Genomic DNA, 26,015 nt, shown 5'->3' with positions numbered 1-26,015 from the left:
GGTCAGATCTTCACCTTCGGAAGCCCGTGCTTCCGGGCGGTCATGTCCAGGATGAGCTGCCTCGGCGCGAGCCGCCGGAGCAGGAAGACCACGCCGGCCTGATTACCCTTGGCATAGAACGGCTTCGGGTGTTCGGCGAGAGCGGCGTCGACGATCTGGGTGGCCATGCTCTGCGCGCTGATGCCCGCATCCTCGTTGCGCCTGGTCGCGGCGGCGAGCGTCTCGTATTCGGCCCGGTACGGCGAGTCGTCACCGATGAAGATGCTCCGACGGTCTCCGATGCCGGTGGCGATCGTGCCCGGCTCGACACTGATCATCCGTATCCCGTACGGCGCCAGCTCACGTCGCGACGCGAGGGCGAACGCCTTGAGCGCCGACTTCGTGGCCGCGTAGTTGGACCGGAAGGCGACGGGGAAGCTGGACAACATCGACCCCACCATGACGACCGTGCCACGACGCCGCCTGCGCATCCCGGGCAACACCGCCTTGGTCAGTGCGATCGGCCCGAAGACGTTGACGCGGAACAGATCCTCGACCGCCGACATCGGGGTGTCCTCGAGCGACCCGGCCTGGGACTCGCCGGCGTTGTTGACCAGGATGTCGACCTCGCCGACCAGGGCCGCGCACGACTCGGCGGAGTCGTAGTCGGCGTTGTCGAGACGGACATAGGTGACGCCCGGCAATGGGTTGCGCACGGCGTCCGGGTTGCGGGTGGTGCCGTAGACCCGATGCCCCCGTGCGACGAACTGACGAGCGACCTCGGCACCGATGCCACTGGTCGCGCCGGTCACGAGGACAGTCTGTGAACTCACGACCGCAACGGTAGCGCAACGGCCGAGGCGTCAGACGAGCTTGTCGTACCGGCGGGTGAGGATGCTGAGTTCCGCGGCCACCCGCTCGGAGTCGGGGCCGTAGGGGCGCCTGGAATCGCGGGTGAACCAGTCGGCGATCCGCTGGCCCGGCGTCCGCTGGCCGGCCGGGGTCCGACGCGCGGTGAGAGTCAGCACCCCGGCGGTGCCGGCGACCGAAGCGATTACGACGAGTGCGAGAACGAAGATGAGTGTCATGGCAGTTATCCTGCGCCCACTATGTTTCCGCCAACAGTGGCAGCAAAGCCATTGTTCGCAAATTATCTGCCATACTGGGTTGGTGTTGAAATCCGTCGGCGTCCTCCTCTACGGACGCGTCGCACTGTTCGAGTTCGGTGTCGTCCACGAGGTGTTCGGCCTCGATCGCACCGACGACGGCGTCCCGGCCTTCGATTTCCGGGTCGCGTCGCCGGAACCGGGATCGTCACTCGGCGTGGGCCACGGGGTCTCGCTCCAGGTGTCGCACACCCTCGCCGAGTGCCGTGACGTCGATCTGGTCGTGATCCCCGGGGGAAGCATCAGCGGCGACTACCCCGACGAGATCCTGGACACCATCCGCACGGTCGTCGACGGCGGCGGCCGAGTGCTCACCGTCTGTTCGGGCGCCTTCGTCGCGGGTGCGGCCGGCCTCCTCGACGACCGCCGGTGCACGACCCACTGGCGTTACGGCACCGACCTCGCGCGCATGTTCCCGCGCGCCCATGTCGACACCGACGTCCTCTTCGTCGACGACGGCCCCGTCACCACGAGCGCGGGCACCGCCGCGGGGATAGACGCATCGCTGCACCTGGTCCGGGAGGCCTGGGGACCGGCCGTCGCCAACCGGATCGCGCGGCGGATGGTCGTGCCACCGCATCGCGACGGCGGTCAGCGTCAGTTCGTCGAGGCACCCGTACCGGCATGCACCGACGAGGGGTTCGGCACGCTGCTCGCCTGGATGACGGCGAACCTCGACCGAGACATCAGCATCGACGACATGGCGACCCGCATGCACATGTCGGGACGGACCTTCGCGCGACGGTTCGTCGACGAGGTCGGGATCTCGCCTCGCCGCTGGCTGACCGAGCAGCGCGTGCTGTCGGCGAAGAACCTGCTGGAGTCGACCACCGCGAGCGTCGACGAGGTGGCGCGGCGGGTCGGTTTCACGTCGGCGACGCTGCTGCGTCACCACTTCGCCGCGAGCGTCGGTGTCTCGCCGCTGGTCTACCGCCGGCGGTTCGCGAAATCCGCTGCTGCGGAGACATAGCCCGAGACCGCGCCCCGCGGGGCCACGAGCTGCGAAACCGGCCTGGTTGGTGCCCTCGGTAGGATTCGAACCTACGACCTACCCTTTAGGAGAGGGTTGCTCTATCCCCTGAGCTACGAAGGCGGGTTGCCGTGACCTCGGCACGGCCACACGGCAGTCTACGTCAGCACATCAGCGGTGCAGCACCCTCTCCGTCAACGTTCCGGCGCACTTTCTCGCCGGAGTCCCCGCGGTGTCCCGAACCGGACATTTACGGCTGTGATCATCGCCACTCTGGACACCCCGGCGCTGGGGCTGCTGCCGGCTCGTGTCCGTACACTGCTTACCGCATACGTTCCACCGTTTCACCCGGGGAGGTCTTTTCGTTGGTGCACGCGGCATCAGGATCGGCGCGCACCGCCGACGACGACGAGACCACAGCCACCGCTGCCGAGACGCCGGGCCCCGCCGCCGCACCCCGTCCCGCCGAGCCGGGCCCTCCCCCGGCTGCGACCAAGCCGCATGGACGAGCGCACACCGCCGATTTCGTCCGAGTCGTGCTGTTCACCTTCGTGGTCGTCGCGCACAGCGTCAACGCCATCAACGGCGGGGCCGACGAGATCCGCGGAGCGAATCTGGTGGGCACCCTGTGCCACCTGACGCGATACGGCTTCGTGGCGGTGACGCTGTATGTCCTCGTGCTGAGCATGCAGGGCCGGGAGATGTCGCCGTGGCAGTTCTGGCGGCGCCGCTTCGGGCTGGTCGTCGGCCCCTACCTCGTCTGGACGCTGATCTACACGGTCACCGACCACCTCATTCTCGCGGACAACCCGTTCCCACCCGCCCGTGAGATGCTGCCCCGGCTCGCGCACGACCTCCTCGTGGGCGAGGGCAAGTATCAGCTGTACTTCCTGCTGATCTCGATGCAGATCTACCTGTTCTTCCCGCTGATCTCCTGGATCTTCGAGCGCGGCCGCAACCGCCCGTGGTTGTTGCTGGCCGGCGGGACCGCGATCCAGATCCTGGTGTTCGTCGTCTACCAGTACCTCCCACGACCTTCCGGCCACGCGTGGGACGTCGCCTACCAGCACATGTGGAAGACGCTCCCGATGTATGCGCTCTTCGTCGCGATGGGCGTATTGGCCGCGCAGCACCGCGAGGCCGTCGACCGCTGGCTCCGCGAGCACATGGCCACCGTCGTTCTGGTCGCGGCGGGCTGCGCGGCGTTCAGCGTCGCGGGCTACCTGCTGGCGACGTCGCCGGGCAATGTGCCGTGGAAGGCCAACACGGCCTGGAACCCGGTGTCGCTGCCCTGGTACATCGGCGGCTTCGCCCTGTTGTGGCTGATCGGCCTGGTCTGGGACGACCGACGCGCCGCCGGCCGACCGGCCGGCGGACGGCTGGTCTCGCAGGCCACCTTGCGCGCGTTCGGTGTCTTCGCGGTTCATCCGCTGATCCTCGACATCCTGGGCCGCGTCGGATTCCTCAGCGGACTCTTCGACTGGTTCCCGCACTCGGCGGTCCTGCGCTCGATCATCTTGATCGCCCTGGTGCTCGCGGCATCACTGGCGCTCGTCGACCTCCTCCTGCGCCTGCCGTTCAGCAAATGGCTGACCGCCCGGCCCCGCATCCCCCTGTTGCCGAAGCGGAACAAGAAGGAGCAGGACCGGGCGGTGGAAGTCGGAGAGCCGGCGGGGGCTGAGAAGGTGTCCGCCGACTAGGTGTGGGCTACTTGTACTTCGGGTTGTTGATCACCGGGATCTCGATGTTGATCGGCATCCGCAGTTCGGACATGTAGAAGAGGACGAACTGGCGGAGGAACTCGTCGAACAGCCAGTACGCCTCGCGTGGCATGCCGACGTTGAGCAGGCCTTCGCGGATCTGCACGTACGGACCCCACGCCGTCTCGAGCAGCGGGCTCCACACGGGCTCGCGCGGGATCTGGTACCAGTTCGCCACCTGGTCGCCGAGCACGAACCTCGTGAGGGCTCCCAGGACGCCGCGCGAGATCAGCGAGAGATCGAGGTTCATGCCGAGATCGAGCAGCATGTCCGCGAGCTTGCGACCCTCGGGGGTCGGCGCCAGGATCGGATCGAGCACCTGTTGCGCCTGCGAGTCGGCGGCGGCCCATGACGCCGGGATGTACTCGTCCGAGACGCCCAACAGACGAGCGGTGATCTGCCACGAGTGCAGGAATCCGGCGGATTCGTCGGCGGCGATGGGGACGTTCCACTTGTCGAAGTTGCGCATGACCGTCGTCGGCAGGCTGTGCCAGGTGACCATGATGTCGGCCTGGCTGATCGGCTTCTTCTCCGTCGCCCCGTGCACCCAGTGGGGCGACTGCGGCAGGAGGTGCCGCACTCCCGCGTGGGCCATACGCGTCTTGACGCACGTCACGATCATCTCGCCGCCGGGCTGGTAGGCGTTGAGCGATCCGATGTCGTAACCGAGCTTCGCGGTCTTGGTGATGCGGTCCTTGAGGTCCCACCCACCTTTCGAGTAGTAGACCGACCGGGCCTCACGCGGGATGACGGTGCTCATCATGCCGCTGGCGAAGCCGTACAGGACACCGAGGTAGGTTCCGCGCTTCTGGTTGAAGCGGACCGCGTCGGCCAGCTTGGCCTGATCCGTCCACGACGGCAGCTGCCGCGCGTGCTCCATGAAGTCGCGCAGTTCCGAGGGCAGGCCGGCCGGCAGTGGCTGCGAGTTGCGATGCCACGTGCGCAGCAGCCGGTTGACCTTCTGCACCTGCCCGCTGTCGATGACCTTGGCGATCACCGGATCCGCCTCGTCGTCCCACAGCTGGCGAGGATCCGCACCACGACCGCGACCGGGCACCGAATTCGCCGGTGACCACGTCCACGGCGTCGTCTGCGAGAGCGCCGCCACCGCTCCGGCAGCACCGACGGCACCTCCGGCGCGTATCAGATTTCGTCTGTTCAGATCTTCCATGACCCCGTCCCATCACTTCCATGTATCAATGTGACAAACAACGTATCCTTGTATCATTGTTACCACCAGGTGGTCCAGGACACACCTGTTTCGCCGATTTTGCGATCATGGAAGCTCATGCCGTCATCATGAGTAGAAGGGGGTGACCAGGTGACCACGCAGCCGTCCGGCACTTCGCTGTCGAGCTCACTTCTCCAGCGCGCGTTCCTCGAGTCCTCGACACCGTCGGAGGAGGCGGCCGATCCCACCGCCGAGCGCCTCCTCGACGCGGCCTTCGAACTGTTCTGCCGGCTGGGCGTCCAACGCACTCCGATGGAGAAGGTCGCGAAGAGCGCAGGCGTCACCAGAGTCACCCTGTACCGCAAGTTCGCCACCAAGGACGCGCTCGTCGACCAGGTGGTGCTGCGCGAGTTCCGCCGCTACTTCGACCGCTTCCGCGCGGAGATCCCCCGTGCCGACACCGTCGCCGACCGCGTGGTCCTCGGATTCGTCGGCTCGTTGCGGGCCATCTCCGGAAACCCGTTGATCGGTGAGATCAACGACGCCGAACCCAGCATGCTCATCGAATCGATGATCGGCGGAGACGGCAAGCTGCTCGCGACGGTCCAGCACTTCGTCGCCGCCCAGCTGCGTCGAGAGCAGTTGGCGGGCAACATCTCCGACCTGCTCGACGTCGACCTCGTGGCCGAGATGATGGTCCGCGTGTCGGCGTCGTTCCTGACCGTGCCCAGCCGCGTCGTCGACATCACCGACGATGCCCAGCTCGCCACGGTGGCGCGTCAGTTCCTCGTGCCGATGCTCAATCCCGCGCAGTGACGGGCCGAAGCTGCAAAGATCAGAGCGCTCACCACATCTGAGGAGACTGCCGTGCGCTCATGGTCTGTGATCATCATCCTGGCTGTCTCACAGTTCGTCATGGTGCTCGACAGCACCGTGATGAACGTGTCGATCTCGGTGGTGGCCGACGACCTCGGGACCTCGATCACCGGCATGCAGGCCGCGATCACCTTCTACGCGCTGACGATGGCCGCCTTCATGCTGACCGGCGGCAAGCTCGGTGACCTGATGGGCCGGGCACGAGCTTTCAAGATCGGTGCCGTCATCTACGGCATCGGCTCGCTGACCACGGCGCTGAGCCCCAACCTGCCCGTCCTGCTGATCGGCTGGTCACTGGTCGAGGGGCTGGGTGCGGTTCTCGTCATCCCCGCGATCGCCTCGCTGGCCGCCATCAACTACACCGGCAAGGCGCGTGTCACCGCATTCTCGATCCTGGGCGCGGTCACCGGGCTGGCCGCCGCGGTCGGCCCGCTGCTCGGCGGGGTGATGACCACCTACCTGTCGTGGCGCTACGTGTTCGTCGCCGAGACCGTCGTGATGGTGGCGGTCCTGTTCGCGGCCAAACTGATTCGTGATGTACCCCGTGACCCGAGCGTGCGCATCGACCCGCTGAGCGTCCTGGCATCCGCCGGTGGCCTGGCGCTCGTCGTCTACGGCGTCCTGCAGTCGAAGACGTGGGGTTGGCTGAAGCCGCAGCATCCACCTGAGTTCGGCGGCAACGAGATCGCTCCCCTCGGTGTCTCGCCCGTCGCATACCTGCTCTTGCTCGGGGTCGTCGTCCTCTGGCTGTTCGTCCTGCGCCAACGTGCCCTCGCCGACTCCGGCAGGCAACCGCTGCTGCGCATCGAATTGTTCCGGATCGCCGCACTGCGCAGCGGGCTCGGCGGCTTCCTCGCCCAGTACTTCGCGATCGCCGCGCTCTTCTTCGTGGTCCCGGTGTACCTGCAGACGATGCTCGGACGCGACGCCCTGCAGACCGGGGTGAAGATCCTGCCGCTCTCGGTGGGCCTCGTCATCTTCTCGATACTCGGATCCTGGCTCACCGCACGACGATCCGCCCGATTCATCGCGCGCGGCGGGCAGATCACGATGGCTCTCGGGACACTTCTGATCATCGCCTCGGTGGGCACCGACCTGCGCAGCGCCGCCTTCGCCGCGGGCATGTTCGTCGTCGGCGCGGGCTTCGGATTACTCGCCTCACAACTGGGCAACGTCAACATGTCCGCCGTCGAGGAGAAGGACACCTCCGAAGTCGGAGGCCTGCAGGGCACCTTCCAGAACCTGGGTTCGTCGTTCGGCACCGCGGTCGCGGGTTCGGTCTTCCTGCTCATGCTCTCGTCGGGCTTCGTGTCGGCGGTGAGCGAGTCCGAGACCCTCTCACCCGATGACCAGCAACGTGTGGTCGCGGCCGTGGACGATGCGGGCGTACCCATCATCTCCGCCGACGAGGCCCGCACCATCGTCCTCGACGCGGGTGGCTCGCCGGATGCCGCGCAGACGGTGTCCCAGGTGTACGCGGAGTCGCAGATCGCAGCGCTGCAGCAGGCCTTGTTCGTCGTGTTCGGCCTTCTCGTCCTGGCGTTGCTGTTCTCGCGCCACCTGCCCAACCGGATACCCGAGCCCGCCGATCAGGAGGCGGGCTGAACCGGCGAGATCAGCCGGTGGCGCGGACCTTCTTGCCGATGGTGGCCTCGGTCTGCCGGACCGCCTGTGCGGCAAACGGTCCCACGACCTTGCCGAGGAGTTTGCCCGCCATCCCGCCCGGCAACGTGTACGTGACCTCCACGTCCATGTCGGTCGCCGAGCCGCCATCGGCGTCGGCGAAGCGCCACGTGGTGTTCGCCGCGAATCCCTCGATCGCCTCCAGCGTGATGAGTTCGTTCTCGACATATTCGGTGCACTCGACGACCGACTTCAGCGTCTTGGGACCGACGTCGATCGACACCGCGAACGTCGCGCCCAGGCCGCTCGTCTGATCGGTCGTGGGTTCGAAGCGGGTGACGCCGAAGAGGTATTCGCTGACGTTCTGATAGCCGTCGACGTAGCTGAACACCTTCTCGCGCGGCCCGTCGATCCTCGCCTGATGCCGTACCACTCCCACGATTCTCCCCGTTCGTCTCGTTCGGCCGACCGTGCCGGCGCGGCCCTGCCGTCGACCCTATGCGGTGGGCGCGCACCGTCGGAGCCAACACGCGCCAGCTGACGATGGTGAGACGGGCGCCCGGCGACGGGCACCGTGGAATGCGCCATTTATCTAGCGTGCTAGTATCTAGCACACCATGTCAGTGCATCCCGCGGATCACGTTGCCGGAGACGGCCCTGGCCGCGGCGGGCTCGGTGAGCAGCTGTCGTTCGCGCTACACGGCGCGGCGAATCGGGTTGTCCGCCTTCACAAGCCGTTGCTGGCACCGATGGGTCTGACGTTTCCGCAGTACCTGGCGGTGCTGGCCCTGTTGGACTCGTCGCCGCAGACGGTGGGAACACTCGGTACCCGCCTCGACATGGACACCGGAACCATCACTCCGCTGGTCAAGCGCCTCGAGGCGGCAGGCATGGTCACCCGAGTACGGGATCCCCACGACGATCGACGGGTCCTGGTCGATCTGACCGCCCGCGCTCGCGAACTCGAACCGGAGATCCGCGGCGTCTCCGACCGGATCAGAGCCGCATGCCGACTCACGACGGCCGGCATGGATGAGCTCCGACAGACCCTCGAGGACCTCGCCCACCCCCTGGATGACTGATCGCGCGGCGCAGCACCACCACTGGTCGTCGCGTTCCACCTCCGACCGAAAGCGACAACACATGACCGACCACACCGCACAGGCCGATTTTCCCAGCCGCATCGGCGTCTGGTTCAACGGCGAAAACTGGCCGATCCGCGACGCCCAAGCCATCGCCCGCGACATCGAGGCCATGGGCTTCGGCTCCCTGTTCATGCCCGAAGGCGGCGGAAAAGACTCCCTGGTGCAATCAGCCGCCTATCTCGCCGCCACGGATCGACTCGTCATCGGCACCGGAATCGCCAACATCCACTTCCGCATCCCCACACCCGCCGAAACCGGGGCACGAACCCTCGCGGCACTCCATCCCGGACGGTTCATCCTCGGACTCGGAGTCAGCCACGCACCCTTCGTCGAGAAGAACATGCAAGGCGCCTACGGCAAACCACTGTCGACGATGCGCACCTATCTCGAGCGGATGAACTCGGTTCCGGCCGACATCGAACAAGGCGCCCGGCCCGTCCGACTACTGGCCGCACTCGGCCCCAAGATGATCGAACTCTCCGGCGAACTGGCCGACGGCGCCCACCCCTACCTCGTCACACCGGAACACACCGCGACCACCCGGAACATCCTCGGCCCCGACAAATGGGTCGTCTCCGAACAAGCAGTCGCCATCGGCGGAAACGAACAAGACCAACTACGCCGCGCCCACGCCCACGTGGGGTTCTACACCCCCCTGACCAACTATCGAAACTCCTGGCTGCGACAGGGTTTCGACGAAACCGACCTGATCCCCGGTGGTTCCGACCGCCTGGTCCGAGCCCTCGTCGGCATGGGAACAGCCGAACACGCCGCCGCTTCGGTCACCGCCCACCTCGACGCCGGCGCCGATCACGTCGTCGTGCAAATCCTCGGCGACGGCCCCTCATCGGACCCACGGCCCGCACTGCGGGAACTGGCCACCGCACTACAGCTCTGACCCAGCGTCCGGGGCGGCGCACAGGTTTCGTGCCTGCCCGGTGATCTGGGTGCGTACGCTTGGTCGATGACGCCCCGTCGCGGAATCTCACTGGTGGTGCGAGCTCTGGCCGTGGTGACGGCCACCGCTCTGCTGACGACCGCCTGCGGCGGCGATCCGGCCGAGCCGGGAGCGAGTCCGGTGACCTGCGCCGAGATCCCCAACGGGGAGATGATCGAAGCCCAGGCCGTGTCCGCCGCACCGACCGACATCGCCACCAGACCTGAGGTGGCTTCGGGGTTTCGCACGGGGATGAGACCCGTCGTCACCGAAACCTACGCGGCGGCAACCGCGAATCCGCTCGCCACCCGGGCGGCCTGCGAGGTCCTGCGCGACGGCGGCACCGCCGCCGACGCCCTGGTCACCGCGCAGCTGGTGCTCGGCCTTGTCGAGCCGCAGTCCTCCGGCATCGGTGGTGGCGCCTTCGCGCTCTACTACGACGCGGCGTCGAAGAGCGTGCGGGCCTTCGACGGTCGCGAGACGGCGCCGGCCGCCGCCACCGAGACCTATCTGACGCGGATCAGCCCGGACGATCCCGCACCGCCGGTGCCGAGTGCCCGCGCGTCGGGTCGGTCCATCGGCGTGCCGGGCGCGCTGCGGATGCTCGAGATGGTCCACGGTGAATTCGGCGGCCACGCATGGCGAGACCTGTTCGATCCCGCAGTACTGCTGGCCGACAACGGTTTCGACATCAGTCCGCGGCTCGCGACCGCGATCGCCGCGTCGGCGGCCGAACTCGCCGTCGACGCGGATACACGCGCGTACTTCCTGTCCGCCGACGGCACGGCCAAGCCGGCCGGCACCCGGCTCGTCAACCCGGCGTACTCGAAGACGCTCGGTGCGCTGGCGACCGACGGCGCCGGAGCCATGTATGACGGACCGCTCGCCCAGGCCATCGTCGCCGAGGCCGGCAGCACCGAGGGCGGCATGACACCGAGCCTCATGACCGTGCAAGACCTTCGCGACTACCGTGCGATCGTGCGGGAGCCGGTCGTCACGACGTATCGCGGACGAGAGATCGTGGCGATGCCCGGACCGTCGTCGGGCGGGATCGCCGTGGCGTCGGCGCTGGGCATCCTGGCGAACTTCGACCTCCCGTCGATGCCGCCGACCGATGTCGACACCGACGGCGGACGTCCCGACCCGGCCGCGGTTCACCTCGTCACCGAGGCCGAGCGCCTCGCCTACGCCGATCGCGACAAGTACGTCGCCGACCCCGATTTCGTCCCGCTGCCCGGGCGCGGGGTGGCGACCATCCTCGACCCGGCCTATCTGCGGTCGCGAGCGGCGCTCATCAAGCCCGGGTCCTCACTCGGCGAGGCGCCGGCGGGCGACCTCGGTCCGGTACCCCTCGGGTCGTATGCCGGCCCCGAACACGGGACCAGCCACATCACCGTCGCCGACCGCTACGGCAACGTCGCCACGATGACCACCACGATCGAATCCGCTTTCGGCAGTTACCACATGGTCGACGGCTTCCTCCTCAACAACCAGCTGACCGACTTCTCCGCAGAGCCCCGGGATGACGCCGGCGCATTGCTCGCCAACCGGGTGTCACCCGGCAAGCGGCCGCGGTCGTCGATGGCGCCGACGCTCGTCCTGCAGCCCGGCACCGACGGGGCCCCGGCCGACGTGGTCGCCGCCCTCGGCTCGCCCGGCGGGTCGGTGATCATCCAGTTCGTGATCAAGACGATCGTCGGGATGCTGGACTGGGGCCTCGATCCCCAGCAGGCCGTGTCGATGATCGACTTCGGCTCGGCCAACACCCCGACGTCGAACGTCGGCGGCGAGCACCCGCTCGTAGACACCGCCGACGACGGCGCCGACGATCCGCTCGTCCGAGGCCTACGCGAACGGGGCGCCGAAGTCTCGGTGGAAGAGCAGTCGAGCGGACTCAGCGCGTTGCTCCGCCAGGACGGCGGCTGGATCGGCGGCGCGGATCCGCGTCGCGAGGGTGCCGTGATGGGCGACGACGCGACGCTGCGATAGCCCGTCCCGGCCGCGGACGCCGGGACCGACGCTGCCTCAACCGGGTTCCGACCACTAGTTTTCCTCAGCGTCACATGGGTGCAATCGGACGCATACACCCAGCTCATAGCGTCGAGTCGCTCGCATCTGCGACACCGGCGTAGCGACGTCGTCGTGCGACCCCCGCGCACGTGGGGGCCGAGATCATCCAGGAGTATCCATGAGTGGCAGCATGTCCCGCCGGCAGGCGATCGAGGCCGTGACGACCTACGACGTGTCGGCGCCCGGTTTCGCCGAACCGCTGGCAGACACGTTCGGGCGCAACGTGTTCAGCTTGTCGGTGATGAAGAAGCGGCTGCCCAAGCACGTCTTCAAGGCGGTCGCCGCGACCATCGACACCGGCTGCGCACTCGACCCCACCCTCGCCGACTACGTCGCGGTGGCGATGAAGGACTGGGCCATCGAGAGGGGCGCCACCCACTACGCCCACGTCTTCTATCCGCTCACCGGGTTCACGGCCGAGAAGCACGACTCGTTCCTCGAACCCGACTCCACCGGCGCGTCCCTCGCCGAGTTCGCGGGCAAGACCTTGATGCAGGGCGAGCCCGACGCGTCGAGCTTCCCCAACGGCGGCCTGCGCGGGACCTTCGAAGCCCGCGGCTACACCGGCTGGGACGTCACCAGTCCCGCCTACCTCCTGGAGAACCCGAACGGCAACACCCTCTGCATCCCGACGATCTTCATCTCGTGGACCGGCGAGGCCCTCGACAAGAAGACCCCGCTGCTGCGCAGCCAGCAGGCCATGAGCAAGCAGGCGATGAGGTTGCTCCGGCTGTTCGGGCACGACGACGTCGACACCGTGGTGTCCTACGCCGGCGCCGAGCAGGAGTACTTCCTGATCGACGAGCACTTCTTCTACGCGCGACCGGATCTCATGACCTGCAACCGGACCCTGTTCGGCGCCCCGCCGTCGAAGGGTCAGGAGTTCGACGACCACTACTTCGGCGCCATCCCGGAACGCGTGCTGTCCTTCATGATCGAACTCGACCGCGAGTTGTTCAAACAGGGGATCCCGGCGAAGACGCGACACAACGAGGTCGCACCCGGCCAGTTCGAGATCGCGCCGGTCTTCGAACGGTCGGTTCTCGCTCACGACCATCAGCAACTGATGATGACCACGATGAAGGCCGTCGCCGAGAAGTACGGCATGAAGTGTCTGCTGCACGAGAAGCCGTTCTCCGGCGTCAACGGTTCGGGCAAGCACGTCAACTTCTCGCTCGGCAACAGCAATCAGGGCAACCTGCTCAACCCGGGCGACACCCCGCACGAGAACATGCAGTTCCTGACCTTCTGCGGCGCGATCATCCGCTCGGTGCATCTCTACGGCGGACTCCTGCGGGCCGCGGTCGCCTCGGCATCGAACGACCACCGGCTCGGCGCCAACGAGGCTCCGCCGGCGATCATCTCGATCTTCCTCGGCGAACAGCTGATGGACGTGTTCGAGCAGATCGCCAAAGGCGGCGCCACCGGCTCCAAGGCCGCGGGCGTCATCGAGCTGGGCGTCGACACGCTCCCGCCCCTCAAGGCCGATCCGGGTGATCGCAACCGCACCAGCCCGTTCGCGTTCACCGGCAACCGGTTCGAGTACCGCGCACCGGGTTCCAACCAGTCGATCTCCGATCCGATGGTCGCCATCAACACGATCCTCGCCGACTCACTCGACGTCATCGCCGCGGACCTCGAGAAGCTCCTCGCCGACGGACTCGACCTCGCGGACGCCGTCCAGAAGGTGTTGCAGGAGATCGTGAACTCGCACGGAGCGGTCATCTTCAACGGCAACGGCTACTCCGACGAATGGCAGGACGAGGCGGCCGCCCGCGGGCTGAAGAACCTGCGGACGACGGTCGACGCGGTCACGGAGTACACCTCCCCGGAGGTGATCGAGATCTTCCAGAAGTACGGCGTGCTGTCGGCCCGCGAGCTCGAGGCCCGTGAGGACGTCATCTTCGAGTACTACGCGCTGACGCTGCTCGTCGAGGCCAAGGAGACCGCGGAGATCGCCAAGACCATGATCATGCCGGCGGCGATCCGCTACCAGGGCGAGCTGGCCGGCACCGCGGCATCGCTCAAGATGGCCGGGATCGAAGCTCCCACACCGCTGCTCGAGGAACTGACCGGGCTGATCAGCTCCCTCCACGACGGGTTGGCGGCGCTGGATGCCGGCATCGCCGGGATGCACGGCGAGTCCACCTTCGACGAGTCGAAGTACGCGCTGGAGACGCTGATCCCGGCCATGGCCGCGGTCCGCGAGGTCGCCGACACGCTCGAATCCATCGTGGCCGACGATCTGTGGCCGCTGCCGACCTACAACGAGATGCTCACGATCCTCTAGACGCACGTCACCGGATCCGGATGATCTCGTGCCCGGTCTCCGGGTACGAGATCATCCGGATCACCGGCTAACCGGACGCGCGGTGACAGCGCCGCGACGAGACACTCCTCCGCTCACCCCAGTGGCCACCGGGTGCCGGTGAGAGTCTCGGCCTCGGTCCAGAGGCGGCCCGCCAGTTCGTAGTCGCACGCGGTGCGGGCTCGGCCCGACAGCACCGGCCGGCCGCGCAGTCCCCACAGCCCGTCGACCCCCACGTAGCTGCCCGGCGGGACCGGTTCGGTCAGGCAGTGCAGCGTGGGTGCCGCACCGGCGTCGAGGTCGTTGCCGACCACCCCCGCGAGCCCCTGGGCCACCCGGTGCAGAGCTCCCAGCCCCGGCTTGTTCGAGATGTTCGACGCCGCCCAGCCCGGGTCGGTGAGCATCGAGGTCACCGGTGACCCGACGTCGCGCAACCGTCGGTCGAGTTCCAGACCCCAGAGCATGACGGCGAGCTTGGAACCGGTGTAGGACCGCGGCGCCGACCAGCGAGTGCGCCGGTAATCGAGATCGGCGGGGTCGATGCGCGCGCGACGATGGCCTTCGGAACCCACGGACACGACGTGTCTGCTGATGCGCGGCAGCAGGAGATTGGTCAGTGCGAACGGTCCGAGGAAGTTGGTGCCCATACCCAGTTCGAACCCGTCCGGTGTCGTCCTGCGCTGGTGGGGAAACATCCCGGCGTTGTTGACGAGCGCATCGACGGGACCGTCGAGTTCCGCGACGAACGCCCGGACCGAGGCGAGGTCGGCGAGATCGAGCCGCAGCACCTCGCAGTCGCCACCGAATTCCCGTGCGCGCCGGGCGCCGAGGTCGGTGTCGCGAACGGCCAGCACCACCCGCACACCGGCCCGGGCGAGCGCGCCGGCGGTGGCCATCCCGATGCCGTTGGTGGCACCGGTGACGACGACCCGCGAACCGGCCAGGTCGGACAGGGACTTCGACGAGGAGGGCATGGACGCCACGGTACCCATCGGATGTCCGGTGCCGGGGCGGTCCGGAGTCCCTCGTGCGTCCCGACTCTCACCGGACACGCAACGACAGCGCCACGACGAGACGTGTCGACGGGTCGTCGAGATCCATCCCGGTGAGCGCCTGTATCCGACGTATGCGGTAGCGCAACGTGTTCGGGTGGACGTGCAGTGCCGCGGCCGCCGCACGGACGTCCCCGAAGTGGTCGAGGTAGGCGCGCAGCGAAGCCGTGAAATCGCTGCCGCTGCGGGCGTCGAGATCGGCGAGGCCGGTGACCCGGCTGTCGACGAGATCGGGGTTCTCCGAGAGCAATCCGATGATCTCACCCAACAGCACACCGGTGCGGGATCGTTCGACGGTGGTGACGGCGTCGATCAGGTCGGCTTCCCGGTCCGCGGCGTCGAGCACGCGGTCGATGGAGATCCGCAGATCGGTTGCGCCGGAGATGTTGTCGGGCCCCGCGACCACGGCACGCGCCGCCAGATTGAACTGACGGTCGGCGGCGTCGACGGCGACCCGGGCCCAGGAGACGGCGTCGTCGAGCGCGACGCCGGGCAGCACGACATAGGCGCGGTCCCCGATGGTGACCGTCACCGAGGGCGGACTGAATGCGCTGGCGTGCAACATGAGTGCCGACACCTGGCCCCCGCGGACGCCGTCGGGAGTCGTGAAACCCACGATCGTCGCCGCAGCCGTCGGGTCGATGCCGAGCTGGGCGGCGAGATGATCTGTGTCGACCGGCTCTCCGCCTACGCCGAGGAGTCGCCGGACCCGCTCATCGTGGTCGGAGCCGGCGGAACGACGCCGCGCGATCACCCGGGCAGCCACCGCTCCGGCGCCGATGAGGACCTCGTCGGTGTCGCGAGCAAGCGGACGCGACCCCTCCTGCAACCAGACGACGCCCAGCATGACGTCGGCAGAACCGGTCTGCCGGCCCGATGCCGGACGGATGGCGATCGCGCGACGCGGTCGTAGCCCCAGGTCGCCGCGTGCGTCGACCCTCACGACGCCGGCGGATTTCCGCAGCGCGTCCATCACGCCCCAGTCCCGCAGCCACGCCAGCATCTCCGGTGGTCCCTCGCGCCCCAGGATCGACAGCCGACGCAACTCGTCGGCCTCCTCGCCCGCCGAGCTGTAGGCCAGGACGTGAGCGTGCTCGTCCTCGATGCTCACCAGACCACCGGTCCGCCGGGCGACCTCCGCCGCGAGCTGGAACAGGTCACCGGTGTTCCCCGACTCCATGGACTCGCCGTCGACCGTCGCGGCGCGCCCGGCGTCGAGAACGCGGGTGACGAGGTTGTAGATGCGTTCCCAGCGTGCGTGCGGGTCGATGGCGATGACCGCGACCCCCAGGCGTTCGGCGAGACCGATCAGGGTGCGACTCGGGTTCTTGGTCAGAACGGCGACCGGCCGGTGTGCGCCGAGCCCGGCGAGCCATTCGACACCGACCTCGTCGGCGAGCCCGACGAGCAGGAACACCTCGGCCGAGCGCGCGGCCCGACCCAGTCCGTAGTGGATGTCGTCGGTGTCGACCATGGCCAGCGTCGACACCGGGGCGTCCAGCCCGCGCGGAGACGAGACCAAGGTCGCCACGGTCTGGTCGAGGGCGAGGACCAGCCGCCCGAGCGCGATACCGACCTTGTCCATGTGGACAATCCTACGGCGCCGAGCTTTGCCGATCGGCCATATCGCGACGTCGCGATGGACGGTGCACTGGAGCCATGGATGCCATCACCACTCCCCCTCGACCGTCCAATGAACCCGTCCACAGCTATGCCCCCGGTTCGCCCGAGCGAGCGCGCATCGTCGACGAGCTGGCGCGACAGTCCCATGCCGGCCGGCGCGAGTTCCCGCACATCATCGGTGGTCACCTGAGCCTCGGTGCGGGCGAACAGATCGATGTCGTCCAGCCTCATGCGCACCGCGAGGTCCTCGGTTTCATCACCAACGCCACGCACGACGACGCCCGCGCCGCGGTGGACTCGGCCCGCGCCGCCGCCGACGACTGGGCGCACACCGGTTTCGACGACCGCGCGGCCGTCATCCTGCGCGCCGCCGAACTGCTGGCCGGGCCGTGGCGCGAGCGGATCGCGGCGGCGACGATGCTCGGTCAGTCGAAGTCGGTGCAGCAGGCCGAGATCGACGCCCCGTGCGAGCTCGTCGACTTCTGGCGGTTCAACGTCGCCTTCGCCCGCGAGATCCTCGCCGAACAACCGGAGTCGTCACCGGGAGTGTGGAATCGGCTCGACCACCGCCCGCTGGATGGGTTCGTCTACGCCGTGACCCCGTTCAACTTCACCGCGATCGCCGCGAACCTGCCCACCGCTCCGGTCCTGATGGGCAACACCGTCGTGTGGAAACCATCGCCCACGCAGGCTTATTCGGCGCAGCTGATCATGGCTCTGCTCGAGGCCGCCGGACTGCCACCCGGCGTGATCAACCTCGTGCACGGCGATGGCGCGGCCGTCTCGGATGTGGTGCTCGCCGACCGGGATCTGGCCGGCATCCACTTCACCGGGTCGACGCGGACGTTCCGTCATCTGTGGCGCGAGGTGGGCGCCAACATCGAGCACTACCGGAACTACCCGCGCCTCGTCGGCGAGACCGGCGGCAAGGACTTCATTGTCGCGCATGCCTCGGCCGAACCGCATGCCCTGCGAACAGCATTGTCCCGCGGCGCCTTCGAGTACCAGGGACAGAAGTGTTCGGCAGCATCGCGGGCCTACATCGCACGATCGGTGTGGGAACGGATGGGCGACGAGTTCCTCGGCGAGGCCGCCGAACTCACCTATGGAGACGTCCGCGACCTGACGAACTTCGGTGGTGCGGTGATCGATCGGCGCGCGTTCGACAAGCAGGTCGCGGCGATCGACCGCGCCAAGTCGTCGGCGTCGCTGACCGTCGCGGTCGGCGGCGACTGCGACGACAGCGAGGGATTCTTCGTGCGGCCCACCGTGCTGCTCTCCGACGACCCGACCGACGAGGCGTTCGCGACGGAGTACTTCGGTCCCATCCTCGCCGTCCATGTCTACGACGACGCGGACTACGAGAGCATTCTCGGGCTGGTGGATTCGACGGCGCAGTACGCACTGAGCGGCTCCATCATGGCCACCGACGTCGCCGCTGTCGCGCTGGCGTCCGATCGTCTGCGCAACGCGGCGGGCAACTTCTACGTCAACGACAAACCGACCGGCGCGGTGGTGGGACAGCAGCCCTTCGGCGGGGGCCGGGCGTCGGGCACCAACGACAAGGCCGGATCGAAGCAGAACCTGATGCGGTGGACGTCCACCCGGACGATCAAGGAGACCTTCACCCCGCCCACCACGTCGACGTACCCGCACATGGTGGCCGACTGGACGGGGATCTGATGGGTTCCGTCTTCGACACTGTGTTGCGGCCGGCGATCGTTGCGGCGTCGCGCAGCGAACGGATCAGGGACGCGTCCCAGCGATGGTCGGTGACCGAGAAGGTCGTCCGCCGGTTCGTCCCGGGCGAATCGATCGCCGCCGCGATGAGCGCGGTCGAGAGCGAAGTCGACGACGGGATCGCGGTGACGGTCGACTTCCTGGGTGAGGACACCGTCGACGAATCCCAGGCCGACGCGACGGTGGGTGCGTATCTCGCACTGCTCGAGTCGATGTCCGGGCTCGGTGCGACATCTCCCGGATCGCTTGAGGTGTCGCTGAAGCTCACCGCGGTGGGTTTGGGTCTGCCGGAGCACGGCGCGAAGATCGCCGAGGAGAACGCGCGGACGATCGTCGAGGCGGCCGACGGGCTGGGCGTCCTGGTCACCGTCGACGCCGAGAGCCACGCCACCGTCGACCAGCGGCTGGCGATCGTGCGGTCGTTGCGTCACGACTTCCCGGACACCGGCACCGTGCTGCAGGCCTGCCTGCGTCGCACCGAGGACGACTGCGCCGAGTTCGCGTCGTCGGGAGCCCGAATCCGGTTGTGCAAGGGCGCCTACGCCGAACCGGCCGCGGTCGCCTTCGTCGAACGCCGACAGGTCGACGACAACTACCTGCGCTGCCTCCGGGTGCTGATGAAGGGGTTCGGATATCCGATGGTCGCCACCCACGACCCCACGATGATCGACGCCGCGGCGATCCTCGCCGGCGAGTTCGGACGGTCCCCGGACACGTGGGAACACCAGATGCTGTACGGGATTCGCGTCGACGAGCAGCATCGCCTGGCCGACGCCGGCGCGCGGGTCCGGGTGTACATCCCCTATGGCGAGCAGTGGTACGGCTACCTCGTCCGCCGCCTCGCCGAGCGACCGGCCAACCTCGGGTTCTTTCTCCGCGCCCTGGCCGGGTGAGTCGGTCATCCGTCGACCGTGCGTCCCTTTCGTCGACTGTGCATCGCCTTTCGTCGACCGTGCGTCCCTTTTCGTTGACTGTGCGCCCTTTTTCGTTCACTGTGCGCTCGCGGATCCGCCACTGGGCCACTGTTCGAAAATTTGCGTCCACGTCAGCACTACCGAAGGGCAATCTGCCCTTCGATCGACCTGAGAAGGACGAAACTTCATCCGACCGAGCAGTCGCGACTGCCAAGCCCCCTCACTACTCGCGAAACAAATGCACAGTCAACGAGAATCGACGCACAGTCGACGAAATCTGCCGCACAGTCAACGGTTTCGCGAATCGGAGGCGTTCCACCGAATCGGGCAGGGTGGGTCTCGACGTCGTCGGCAGGATCGTCCGTCGGGCCACCGAGATGGGCGGTCTGCAGCGAGACGACGAGCATCGCCGTCTCGCAGGGATTCAGTACCCGGAGAACGAGTCGGCGTGCACACGCCAGGGCTGGGTCCTCGTGGAACCGTCGAGGCGGCGGATCGCCGCGGACGTCCGTTCGACGAACGCCGGCGTGCCGGACACGTAATAGTGTGCGCCGGCCGCGTCGGGACCGAGCAGGTCGGCGAGCCGGGCCGGATCGTCGATGCCGTCGGCCAGCTCCGGCGCGTCGACGGTCACGACGCGCGCGTTCGCCGCCCGGGCGCTGTCGAGATCGTCGGCGTAGACCGCGCGTCGGTGATCCCGCAGGACGTGCACGACCGTCAGACGGGAGAGATCCCCGTCCGACGCCGTCTGCACGAGTTCCCGCACCATCGACACGAACGGCGTGATCCCGATCCCGGACGCGATCAACACGACCGAGCCCGTCGACGGAAATGCCCGGGGCAGCACGAAGTCCCCGCCGATGTTGTCGACGTAGGCGCGGCGCGCGGTCCCCTCGACCAGTGCCGCCTTGTACGCGGACGGCGTCGCGGCGACGGTGAAACCGAACTCCACCGGTTGCTGCCGGGGTGCGGACACGAACGAGAAGACCCGCCGCGAACCCGACCACACCGGCGCCGACCATCGCGGCACGCTGACGCTCGACCACTGCCCCGCTCGGAACGATGCAGGGGCACCGACCGGTTCACCCCGCACCGCGTAGGTTCGGTCGGCGACCGGGAGGGTCACCACATCGAGCGGCACCCGGCGCGCGGTCCCCGACACCAGCCGGACGGCGAAGGCGTACAGACATCCGACGAGCAAGGCGACCTCGGGCACGAACGCCAACGTGTACGCGTCGGTGATCGCGACCGTGTACTGGCAGTGCATGAGTGCACCCACCAGGGCCGCGTAGACGAGCCGGTGGATTCCGGTGGCGGGCGAGGAGAGCGGTTCGGGCAGCATGATGGCCGCGACGAACAGCATCGGACTCGACACGATCCACGTCGACAGGTCCTGCCCACCCCGCACCAGCTCGACGACGCCGATCGTGACGAGCGAGGCACCGATGAACACCAGAGCCATGCGCCACTCGCGGATCAGCGTCACGACGATCGCGCCGACGACGATCATCGGCACGAGAAGCGGTTCGGCGGCCACCCACCAGAAGGGAAAGCTGATGCCCTCGACACCGGCGTAGGCCAACGCATAACAACCCATCGCGCCCGCGACCGCGGGATTGACGATCAGCCGACGACGCCACGCGAGAACGTATTTCGACGCCGCGGCGATCGCGGCGCCCACCGCCACCGTGGCCACTGCGGTGTCCTCGGAGCCACCGGGCAGGACGAAGAACAGGATCAGTCCCGTGATCAGCCACGAATCGGAGTTCGGCGGCACCCGCAGCACACCGGCACATGTATAGCTCACCACCGCGCTGACCCCGACCGCGACAGCCAGCCACACCGCGAGGTCGCCCGGGCCGTAGCCGAAATCGGAGTCGGTCGCGGACACGACGAAGGCTGCCGCCGCCAGCACCACCAACCCGCACAGCACCGCCCGATACGGGGTCAGGTGTCGCCGGGCGGCATCGATCGGCGAGAGAAGCTGCGGCAGAAGCGTTGTCACAGGAACAACTCCAATCCGGGGATCGCGGTGTGCTCGACACTCCCGTTGCGTCGGATGGTCACGTGGTGGAAACCCTCACGGTGGTGGTCGAAGTCGCCGCGCAGAAACGCCGCCGGCGTGAAGAACAGCGCCGTCGCGAGGCCGTCGGCCTCCATCGCCGTCGGCGCGATCACCCAGGTCGCCAGGACTTCCCGTGCGGGCGAGGCGGTTCGCGGGTCGACGATGTGATGCCAGTCGGCCCACACCCGCCGGTTGCTCGCCGACGCGCAGATCGCGCCACCGGCGACGGACACGACCCCGATCGCCTTCGTCGGGTCCGACGGATGTTCCAGCGCCACCCGCAGCCCCCGGGAGCGCGGCGAGATCACCATGTCGCCACCGGCGTCGACCACGAAGTCGTCGAAGCTCTCACCGACGATCTCCGCCACCCGATCGACCGCGAATCCCTTACCGGCGGCACCGACGTCGAGCAACGCCGGTTCGCGGATCTCCAGTGCGCCCTCGTGCTCGCCGATCACGGCGTCCCAGGCCGGGGCCACCGGCACCCGCGCCGATGCGCGCAGCGAGTATGCCGCGTCATAACCCGCGTCGGCGAGCGTCTGACCCACCAGCGGCGACACGGCACCGCCGGTGAGGTCGTAGAGACGGCGATACCAGTCGACGAGCGGCTGGTCGGTGTCGGCGATCGGGTATCGGCCCGCCCGCCTGGCCATGTCCGCGACCGTCGAATCGTCCCGGAACCGTGACCACGCCCGGTCGATCCGGTCGATCTCGGCGCCCACCGCGCCGACGACGTCGGCGGGCAGCGGCTCCGGGGTGCTGATCGTCCACCGGGTGCCGATCGCCTCGAAGGCCCACTGATGCGTGGTGCCGAGGGAGGTCAGGCCTGGGCCTCTTCCTTGATCTGGGCGATCGCGTCGTTGAAGCCGCCGGAGGTGAGGGACGAGCCGGACACCTTGTCGACCTCGATCTCGTCGATGTTCTTGCCCACCACCACGTCGGAGATACCGCCCGCGAACTTGCCCTGGTACTCCAGCGACGGACCCTTGGTCTGGCTCGTGTCCACCGACACCGCGGTGATGACCGAGTTCGACAGCGTGACAGTCACGCCCACACTCTGCGGGCCACCCGGCGAGGTGTACTCACCCCGCGCGGTGTACTCGCCGTCCTTGTACTCGCCGGAGCCGGCGTCGGCGACCTCGGTCGCGGCCGACGTGGCCGCCGTGGTGCCGGTGGTCGACTCGCCGGACCCGGAGTCCTCGGACGAACACGCGCCCACGACGAGCCCGGCCGCCGCCATCGCCGCGACGATGCCGCCGGTGCGGGCCAGGGCGGACGAGCCCCGGGACGGTCGGGTCGGACTCGGGGACACCGAGTGGGTCAGTGTGCTGGGTGCGAGGGTCTTGGTCGTCTCTGGGGTGTGCGTCATGCACCAATTGTGCCGAGTGCGCGCCCAATAGTCCCGGCGACGGCCGAGGTACCCGCCGACACCGGGTCTCAGCGGCCGGCGGCCGCGACCCTCGCCTGGATGGCGTCGACGAACACGGTGCGGATGTCGGCCGCGTTCTCCGCGACGTAGGCGGTGCCACCCGTGGCCTCCGCGATCTGTTCGAGCGCATCGGAATCCGCGTCGTCGGAGATGCCGATCGTCAGCACGAGCACCGGACGCGCCGGATCCTCGAGGCGCTTCAGCTCGGCGAGCAGGTTGTCGAGCGTGATGCTGTTCGGGTCCTCGTTCTGTCCGTCGGTCATGATGATGACGCTGTTGGAGTAGTTCGGGTCGTAGGTGTCCTGCACCCTCTTGAACGCGGCGAGGGTCGTGTCGTACAGGCCCGTTCCGCCACCGAGATTCGACAGTCCCTCCTCGACGGCCCGGCCGAGTGCGTCACGATGTGTGCCGCTGCCCGAGCGGGCATCGAGGCGACGGATCGGTGCGAGTTCCACCCAGTCCTGACCGGGTCCGCCCTTGTCGACGCTGAAGGCCCAGCCGCCGATCATCGTGTTGTTCGGGAAGAGCTTGAGCCCGGTCTGCGAGGCGTCGATGAGCAGGCCCGCGCGGGTCGTCCCGCCGGCCGCCGTCTCCATCGATCCCGAGGTGTCCTGCACGACCAGCGAGCGGATCGGCACGCCGAGGACCTGCCACTGCCGCAGCGCCTTGTCGACCGACGACGGGTCGCGCAGTTCGAGTTCCTTGACCGGCTGCCCGACGCCGTTCCCGTCGGCGTCGCGGTATCCGGAGTCGGTCAGCGCCGCTCGGCCGGCATCGGTCTTCAGCGCGGTGACGAGCGCCGTCCCCGCGTCGGCGGCCGCTTGCTGACGAGCCGCGGGTGCCGTGTTGACCAGCGGGTAGTCGAGCATCACGGTGCCCGCCGCAGGGATCGTTGACGTCAGCTGAGAGCCCTGATGGGTCCGCATGAAGAGGTCGAACTGCTGCTCGGTGGTGACCACCGGGACGCCGGAGGTGTTGGCGAGGTTGAGACGTGTGCCCTCGTTGTCGTTGGCGAGGCGCGCGTTGTTCTGCTGGATGGCGAGGATGGTCATCGCCTCGGTGAAGTCCTCGTCGGCGAGTTCGCCGGAGTCGACCGCCGCGAGCGCGCCGATGATCGGCGCGTCTCCCGTGCTGGTGTCCACGGGGCTGCCGGTCCGCAGATCCGGCAGTTTCATGACCTCCACCCAGGTGCCCAACTCGGGCACGTCGGTGCCGGCCACGACAGTCGGGGTCGACGCGATGGACGGCGACACCATGTCGAGTTCACGTCGCACCTGGGTCGTCACACGGCGGGCCTGTACCTGCGAGTCCGCGACCCAGAGGTCCGGAGCCGCAGCGCCCTGCGTGAGCAGCCCGGGCACGTCCGCACCGGCGACCGTCTGCACGTCGTAGTCGAAACAGGAATCCGCCGACGCCTGACGCGCCACCTCACGTAGCGGACCCGTCATCGCCGAGTCCGACGCGACGGCCAACCGGGTACGTTCACCGCAGCCATCCGAACTCGTCTGCCAGATGATGACGCCGGTGACCAGAGCGACGACGACCAGCAGGACGGCACCCGCCCACAGCCATCCGCCGCGACGGCCCCCGTCGGTCTCGCGATGGTCGAAACCGAAGTCGTCCTCGGGTTCTGACCGGGCATTGTTCGACGGAGACTGGGCACGTCGCGGGACCGCCCCACCCGTCCGCTCGTTCCCGTTCCACTCGTTTCCGGCGCGATCGGCACCGGAGCTGTGACGCCCCATTGTCTTCTTCCCCGTTCCCCTCGTACGGCGGCCTGCAGACCTGCCTCTCGCGTGGTCACCGCCCGACGCATCGACGCATCGGCGGCCGCGCTCGCGAACCTCACACGGTTACGCGTGGCTCAGCCGAACACCTCGCGGAACTTCAGCAGCGACTTACGCAGATCCCCCGACACCGCCATGGCCGCGGTCTTACCCACGGGCCCGATCAGCGGCAGCCCACCCAGATCAACAGTGAAGGTTACTTCCGATCCGCTCGAAGTGGGAGCGATGCCCAGATCCAGCTTGGCCTTGACCCCGCCTTTGCCGTTTCCCTTGAGGCGGACATGGGAGACCGGCTCGAACTTCTCGACGACCCAGTCGAAGCGGACGCGCGTGCCCTTGACCTTCACGATCGACGAGATCTCGGTCCCCTTGCCGAGCTCGGCGGCCGCCGGAATGGGGCTGCGCCACGTCTCGTGGATCACCAGCCATTCGCCGTACCGCGAGAGATCCGATGCCGCGGCCCAGGTATCTTCCGGTGACAGATCAACGCCGATGGAGTCACTCGTCTTCGCCATGACCCAAGAGAGTAGTGCCCCCGCCTCCGCCGCCGAACAGGCACGTTCGTTGCTGGGCTCACACCTGACCGGGCACGGCGTGACGATCCGCCTGACCGAGGTCGAGGCGTATGCCGGTCCCGACGACCCGGCGTCGCATGCCTACACCCGAACGGCCCGCTCGGAGATCATGTACGGGCCGCCGGGCCGGCTGTATGTCTATCGCATCCACGGCCACCATTGCGCGAACGTCGTCGTCGCCGGTCCGGGACCCGCAGCTGCGGTGCTGCTGCGCGCGGGTGAGGTGCTCGACGGCGCCGACGTGGCGCGCTTCCGACGCGGTGTGACCCGCGTCGGGCCGGTCCCCGACGGTCGGCTCGCGAGCGGCCCGGGCAATCTGTGCCGCGCCCTGGGGATCACGATGGCCGACCTGGCCACCGATCTCACCGACCCGTCGAGTCCGGTTGTCCTCGAGCCGGGCACGCCCGGCCCTCGAGAACGCGTGGTCGCGGGTCCGAGGGTGGGCGTCCGCCGGGCCGCCGATCGCCCGTGGCGGTACTGGATCGACGGGGACCCGACGGTGTCGGCGTATCGCCGGCACCCGCGAGCAGAGCTCTGAGGACTACTTCTGCGGGTGCTGGGGGTTCTGGGGCTGCGGGCTCTGCTGACCCGGCAGCGGCTCCCCGGGGTTGGTGGGGTTGGTGGGCGGATTCTGCTGACCCGGGTTCTGCCCTGGCGCGCCGACCGCCTTGCGCACCGCGTCCTGCGCCTTGTCGACCTGACCCGAGTACTTGTTCTTGGTGACCTTGTCGAGGGCGTCCCCACCCTTCTCGATCAGGTTCGGGTTCTTCTGCAGCGTGGCCCTGGCCTTGTTGACGAGTCCCTTGAGATCCATCGCGTCTCCTC

Annotated in this window: 24 protein-coding genes and 1 tRNA gene; 12 read left to right on the top strand and 13 right to left on the bottom strand. The window is 68.1% G+C overall.

Annotated elements, in window-relative coordinates:
• Positions 1-2: 2 nt before the first annotated feature.
• Both AC3B6C_RS14135 and AC3B6C_RS14130 read right to left on the bottom strand, forming a co-directional pair.
• On the bottom strand, positions 3-812 hold the full coding sequence (locus AC3B6C_RS14135; protein WP_055475826.1) for an SDR family oxidoreductase: 810 nt from the start codon (positions 810-812) through the stop codon (positions 3-5).
• A gap of 30 nt (positions 813-842) precedes the next feature.
• Positions 843-1,067, bottom strand: a complete 225-nt coding sequence (locus AC3B6C_RS14130) for a hypothetical protein (protein ID WP_010843594.1) — start codon at positions 1,065-1,067, stop codon at positions 843-845.
• Between the two features lie 82 nt (positions 1,068-1,149).
• On the opposite strand from AC3B6C_RS14130, the gene AC3B6C_RS14125 reads away from it, so the two are divergent.
• Positions 1,150-2,115, top strand: a complete 966-nt coding sequence (locus AC3B6C_RS14125) for a GlxA family transcriptional regulator (RefSeq protein WP_488373203.1) — start codon at positions 1,150-1,152, stop codon at positions 2,113-2,115.
• Between the two features lie 47 nt (positions 2,116-2,162).
• Here AC3B6C_RS14125 and AC3B6C_RS14120 read toward each other — a convergent pair.
• A tRNA-Arg gene (locus tag AC3B6C_RS14120) sits at positions 2,163-2,238 on the bottom strand.
• A gap of 245 nt (positions 2,239-2,483) precedes the next feature.
• Here AC3B6C_RS14120 and AC3B6C_RS14115 point away from each other — a divergent pair.
• Positions 2,484-3,815, top strand: a complete 1,332-nt coding sequence (locus AC3B6C_RS14115; RefSeq protein WP_488373202.1) for an acyltransferase — start codon at positions 2,484-2,486, stop codon at positions 3,813-3,815.
• A gap of 7 nt (positions 3,816-3,822) precedes the next feature.
• Here the strand turns inward: AC3B6C_RS14115 and AC3B6C_RS14110 are convergent, their stop codons facing one another.
• Positions 3,823-5,046: an oxygenase MpaB family protein gene (locus AC3B6C_RS14110; protein WP_488373201.1), complete on the bottom strand. Its 1,224-nt coding sequence runs from the start codon at positions 5,044-5,046 to the stop codon at positions 3,823-3,825.
• Positions 5,047-5,196: 150 nt separating this feature from the next.
• Here AC3B6C_RS14110 and AC3B6C_RS14105 point away from each other — a divergent pair, with 150 nt between their 5' ends.
• Positions 5,197-5,862 carry a TetR/AcrR family transcriptional regulator gene (locus tag AC3B6C_RS14105; RefSeq protein WP_055475822.1) on the top strand — a complete coding sequence of 222 codons (666 nt, stop codon included), beginning with the start codon at positions 5,197-5,199 and terminating at the stop codon, positions 5,860-5,862.
• Positions 5,863-5,913: 51 nt separating this feature from the next.
• Complete coding sequence (locus tag AC3B6C_RS14100) at positions 5,914-7,527, top strand: MFS transporter (protein WP_488373199.1); 1,614 nt, start codon at positions 5,914-5,916, stop codon at positions 7,525-7,527.
• A gap of 10 nt (positions 7,528-7,537) precedes the next feature.
• Here AC3B6C_RS14100 and AC3B6C_RS14095 read toward each other — a convergent pair whose 3' ends face one another.
• Positions 7,538-7,984, bottom strand: a complete 447-nt coding sequence (locus tag AC3B6C_RS14095; RefSeq protein WP_488373198.1) for an SRPBCC family protein — start codon at positions 7,982-7,984, stop codon at positions 7,538-7,540.
• 178 nt (positions 7,985-8,162) lie between these two features.
• Between AC3B6C_RS14095 and AC3B6C_RS14090 the strand changes: the two genes are divergently transcribed.
• The 4 genes from AC3B6C_RS14090 (at position 8,163) to AC3B6C_RS14075 (ending at position 13,987) form a co-directional block, all read left to right on the top strand.
• Entirely contained in the window at positions 8,163-8,627 is a 465-nt protein-coding gene (locus AC3B6C_RS14090) for a MarR family winged helix-turn-helix transcriptional regulator (RefSeq protein WP_488373197.1), read from the top strand.
• Between the two features lie 61 nt (positions 8,628-8,688).
• Positions 8,689-9,588 carry an LLM class F420-dependent oxidoreductase gene (locus AC3B6C_RS14085; RefSeq protein WP_488373196.1) on the top strand — a complete coding sequence of 300 codons (900 nt, stop codon included), beginning with the start codon at positions 8,689-8,691 and terminating at the stop codon, positions 9,586-9,588.
• Between the two features lie 66 nt (positions 9,589-9,654).
• Positions 9,655-11,616: a gamma-glutamyltransferase family protein gene (locus AC3B6C_RS14080; protein ID WP_488373195.1), complete on the top strand. Its 1,962-nt coding sequence runs from the start codon at positions 9,655-9,657 to the stop codon at positions 11,614-11,616.
• A gap of 199 nt (positions 11,617-11,815) precedes the next feature.
• A complete protein-coding gene (locus AC3B6C_RS14075; RefSeq protein ID WP_488373194.1) occupies positions 11,816-13,987 on the top strand; it encodes a glutamine synthetase III family protein in 2,172 nt (723 codons plus the stop codon).
• A gap of 113 nt (positions 13,988-14,100) precedes the next feature.
• On the opposite strand, the gene AC3B6C_RS14070 is transcribed toward AC3B6C_RS14075, so the two are convergent.
• Together AC3B6C_RS14070 and AC3B6C_RS14065 are read right to left on the bottom strand one after the other, a co-directional pair.
• Positions 14,101-14,997 carry an SDR family NAD(P)-dependent oxidoreductase gene (locus tag AC3B6C_RS14070; RefSeq protein WP_488373193.1) on the bottom strand — a complete coding sequence of 299 codons (897 nt, stop codon included), beginning with the start codon at positions 14,995-14,997 and terminating at the stop codon, positions 14,101-14,103.
• Positions 14,998-15,046: 49 nt separating this feature from the next.
• On the bottom strand, positions 15,047-16,642 hold the full coding sequence (locus AC3B6C_RS14065) for a PucR family transcriptional regulator (RefSeq protein WP_488373191.1): 1,596 nt from the start codon (positions 16,640-16,642) through the stop codon (positions 15,047-15,049).
• Positions 16,643-16,716: 74 nt separating this feature from the next.
• Between AC3B6C_RS14065 and pruA the strand changes: the two genes are divergently transcribed.
• Together pruA and AC3B6C_RS14055 are read left to right on the top strand one after the other, a co-directional pair.
• On the top strand, positions 16,717-18,363 hold the full coding sequence (gene pruA / locus AC3B6C_RS14060) for an L-glutamate gamma-semialdehyde dehydrogenase (protein ID WP_488373190.1): 1,647 nt from the start codon (positions 16,717-16,719) through the stop codon (positions 18,361-18,363).
• Positions 18,363-19,313, top strand: coding sequence for a proline dehydrogenase family protein (locus AC3B6C_RS14055; RefSeq protein ID WP_488373189.1), 951 nt, complete (start codon positions 18,363-18,365; stop codon positions 19,311-19,313). Before pruA ends, AC3B6C_RS14055 begins: the two co-directional genes overlap by 1 nt.
• A gap of 445 nt (positions 19,314-19,758) precedes the next feature.
• Here the strand turns inward: AC3B6C_RS14055 and AC3B6C_RS14050 are convergent, their stop codons facing one another.
• Positions 19,759-21,339 (bottom strand): FAD-dependent oxidoreductase, encoded by a 1,581-nt coding sequence (locus AC3B6C_RS14050; protein WP_488373188.1) that lies wholly within the window; start codon positions 21,337-21,339, stop codon positions 19,759-19,761.
• On the bottom strand, positions 21,336-22,121 hold the full coding sequence (locus AC3B6C_RS14045) for an FAD:protein FMN transferase (RefSeq protein ID WP_488373187.1): 786 nt from the start codon (positions 22,119-22,121) through the stop codon (positions 21,336-21,338). Before AC3B6C_RS14045 ends, AC3B6C_RS14050 begins: the two co-directional genes overlap by 4 nt.
• Between AC3B6C_RS14045 and AC3B6C_RS14040 the strand changes: the two genes are divergently transcribed.
• On the top strand, positions 22,051-22,200 hold the full coding sequence (locus tag AC3B6C_RS14040; protein WP_488376414.1) for a hypothetical protein: 150 nt from the start codon (positions 22,051-22,053) through the stop codon (positions 22,198-22,200). The two genes, AC3B6C_RS14045 and AC3B6C_RS14040, sit on opposite strands and share 71 nt — an antisense overlap.
• 19 nt (positions 22,201-22,219) lie before the next feature.
• On the opposite strand, the gene AC3B6C_RS14035 is transcribed toward AC3B6C_RS14040, so the two are convergent.
• The 3 genes from AC3B6C_RS14035 to AC3B6C_RS14025 all read right to left on the bottom strand — a co-directional run bounded on the left by AC3B6C_RS14035 (position 22,220) and on the right by AC3B6C_RS14025 (position 25,130).
• On the bottom strand, positions 22,220-22,768 hold the full coding sequence (locus AC3B6C_RS14035; protein WP_010843577.1) for an FMN-binding protein: 549 nt from the start codon (positions 22,766-22,768) through the stop codon (positions 22,220-22,222).
• Between the two features lie 68 nt (positions 22,769-22,836).
• Complete coding sequence (locus AC3B6C_RS14030) at positions 22,837-24,573, bottom strand: substrate-binding domain-containing protein (RefSeq protein WP_488373186.1); 1,737 nt, start codon at positions 24,571-24,573, stop codon at positions 22,837-22,839.
• 119 nt (positions 24,574-24,692) lie between these two features.
• Positions 24,693-25,130 carry a type II toxin-antitoxin system Rv0910 family toxin gene (locus AC3B6C_RS14025; protein ID WP_010843575.1) on the bottom strand — a complete coding sequence of 146 codons (438 nt, stop codon included), beginning with the start codon at positions 25,128-25,130 and terminating at the stop codon, positions 24,693-24,695.
• Between AC3B6C_RS14025 and AC3B6C_RS14020 the strand changes: the two genes are divergently transcribed.
• Entirely contained in the window at positions 25,108-25,728 is a 621-nt protein-coding gene (locus tag AC3B6C_RS14020) for a DNA-3-methyladenine glycosylase (protein WP_488373185.1), read from the top strand. The two genes, AC3B6C_RS14025 and AC3B6C_RS14020, sit on opposite strands and share 23 nt — an antisense overlap.
• A gap of 3 nt (positions 25,729-25,731) precedes the next feature.
• On the opposite strand, the gene AC3B6C_RS14015 is transcribed toward AC3B6C_RS14020, so the two are convergent.
• Complete coding sequence (locus AC3B6C_RS14015) at positions 25,732-26,004, bottom strand: antitoxin (RefSeq protein WP_055475810.1); 273 nt, start codon at positions 26,002-26,004, stop codon at positions 25,732-25,734.
• Positions 26,005-26,015: the final 11 nt, after the last annotated feature.

The organism is Gordonia sp. 11cp (genome assembly GCF_057767225.1).
Note: the sequence above shows the minus strand (reverse complement) of the source record. Positions and strands in the feature narration are given on the sequence as shown.

Coding starts and splice junctions, on each gene's coding strand:
- AC3B6C_RS14130 (WP_010843594.1), bottom strand. CDS start 1,067: ATGACACTCATCTTCGTTCTCGCACTCGTCGTAATCGCTTCGGTCGCC.
- AC3B6C_RS14110 (WP_488373201.1), bottom strand. CDS start 5,046: ATGGAAGATCTGAACAGACGAAATCTGATACGCGCCGGAGGTGCCGTC.
- AC3B6C_RS14090 (WP_488373197.1), top strand. CDS start 8,163: ATGTCAGTGCATCCCGCGGATCACGTTGCCGGAGACGGCCCTGGCCGC.
- AC3B6C_RS14085 (WP_488373196.1), top strand. CDS start 8,689: ATGACCGACCACACCGCACAGGCCGATTTTCCCAGCCGCATCGGCGTC.
- AC3B6C_RS14080 (WP_488373195.1), top strand. CDS start 9,655: ATGACGCCCCGTCGCGGAATCTCACTGGTGGTGCGAGCTCTGGCCGTG.
- AC3B6C_RS14075 (WP_488373194.1), top strand. CDS start 11,816: ATGAGTGGCAGCATGTCCCGCCGGCAGGCGATCGAGGCCGTGACGACC.
- AC3B6C_RS14070 (WP_488373193.1), bottom strand. CDS start 14,997: ATGGGTACCGTGGCGTCCATGCCCTCCTCGTCGAAGTCCCTGTCCGAC.
- AC3B6C_RS14065 (WP_488373191.1), bottom strand. CDS start 16,642: ATGGACAAGGTCGGTATCGCGCTCGGGCGGCTGGTCCTCGCCCTCGAC.
- pruA (WP_488373190.1), top strand. CDS start 16,717: ATGGATGCCATCACCACTCCCCCTCGACCGTCCAATGAACCCGTCCAC.
- AC3B6C_RS14055 (WP_488373189.1), top strand. CDS start 18,363: ATGGGTTCCGTCTTCGACACTGTGTTGCGGCCGGCGATCGTTGCGGCG.
- AC3B6C_RS14040 (WP_488376414.1), top strand. CDS start 22,051: ATGTCCGCGACCGTCGAATCGTCCCGGAACCGTGACCACGCCCGGTCG.
- AC3B6C_RS14035 (WP_010843577.1), bottom strand. CDS start 22,768: ATGACGCACACCCCAGAGACGACCAAGACCCTCGCACCCAGCACACTG.
- AC3B6C_RS14030 (WP_488373186.1), bottom strand. CDS start 24,573: ATGGGGCGTCACAGCTCCGGTGCCGATCGCGCCGGAAACGAGTGGAAC.
- AC3B6C_RS14020 (WP_488373185.1), top strand. CDS start 25,108: ATGGAGTCACTCGTCTTCGCCATGACCCAAGAGAGTAGTGCCCCCGCC.
- AC3B6C_RS14025 (WP_010843575.1), bottom strand. CDS start 25,130: ATGGCGAAGACGAGTGACTCCATCGGCGTTGATCTGTCACCGGAAGAT.
- AC3B6C_RS14015 (WP_055475810.1), bottom strand. CDS start 26,004: ATGGATCTCAAGGGACTCGTCAACAAGGCCAGGGCCACGCTGCAGAAG.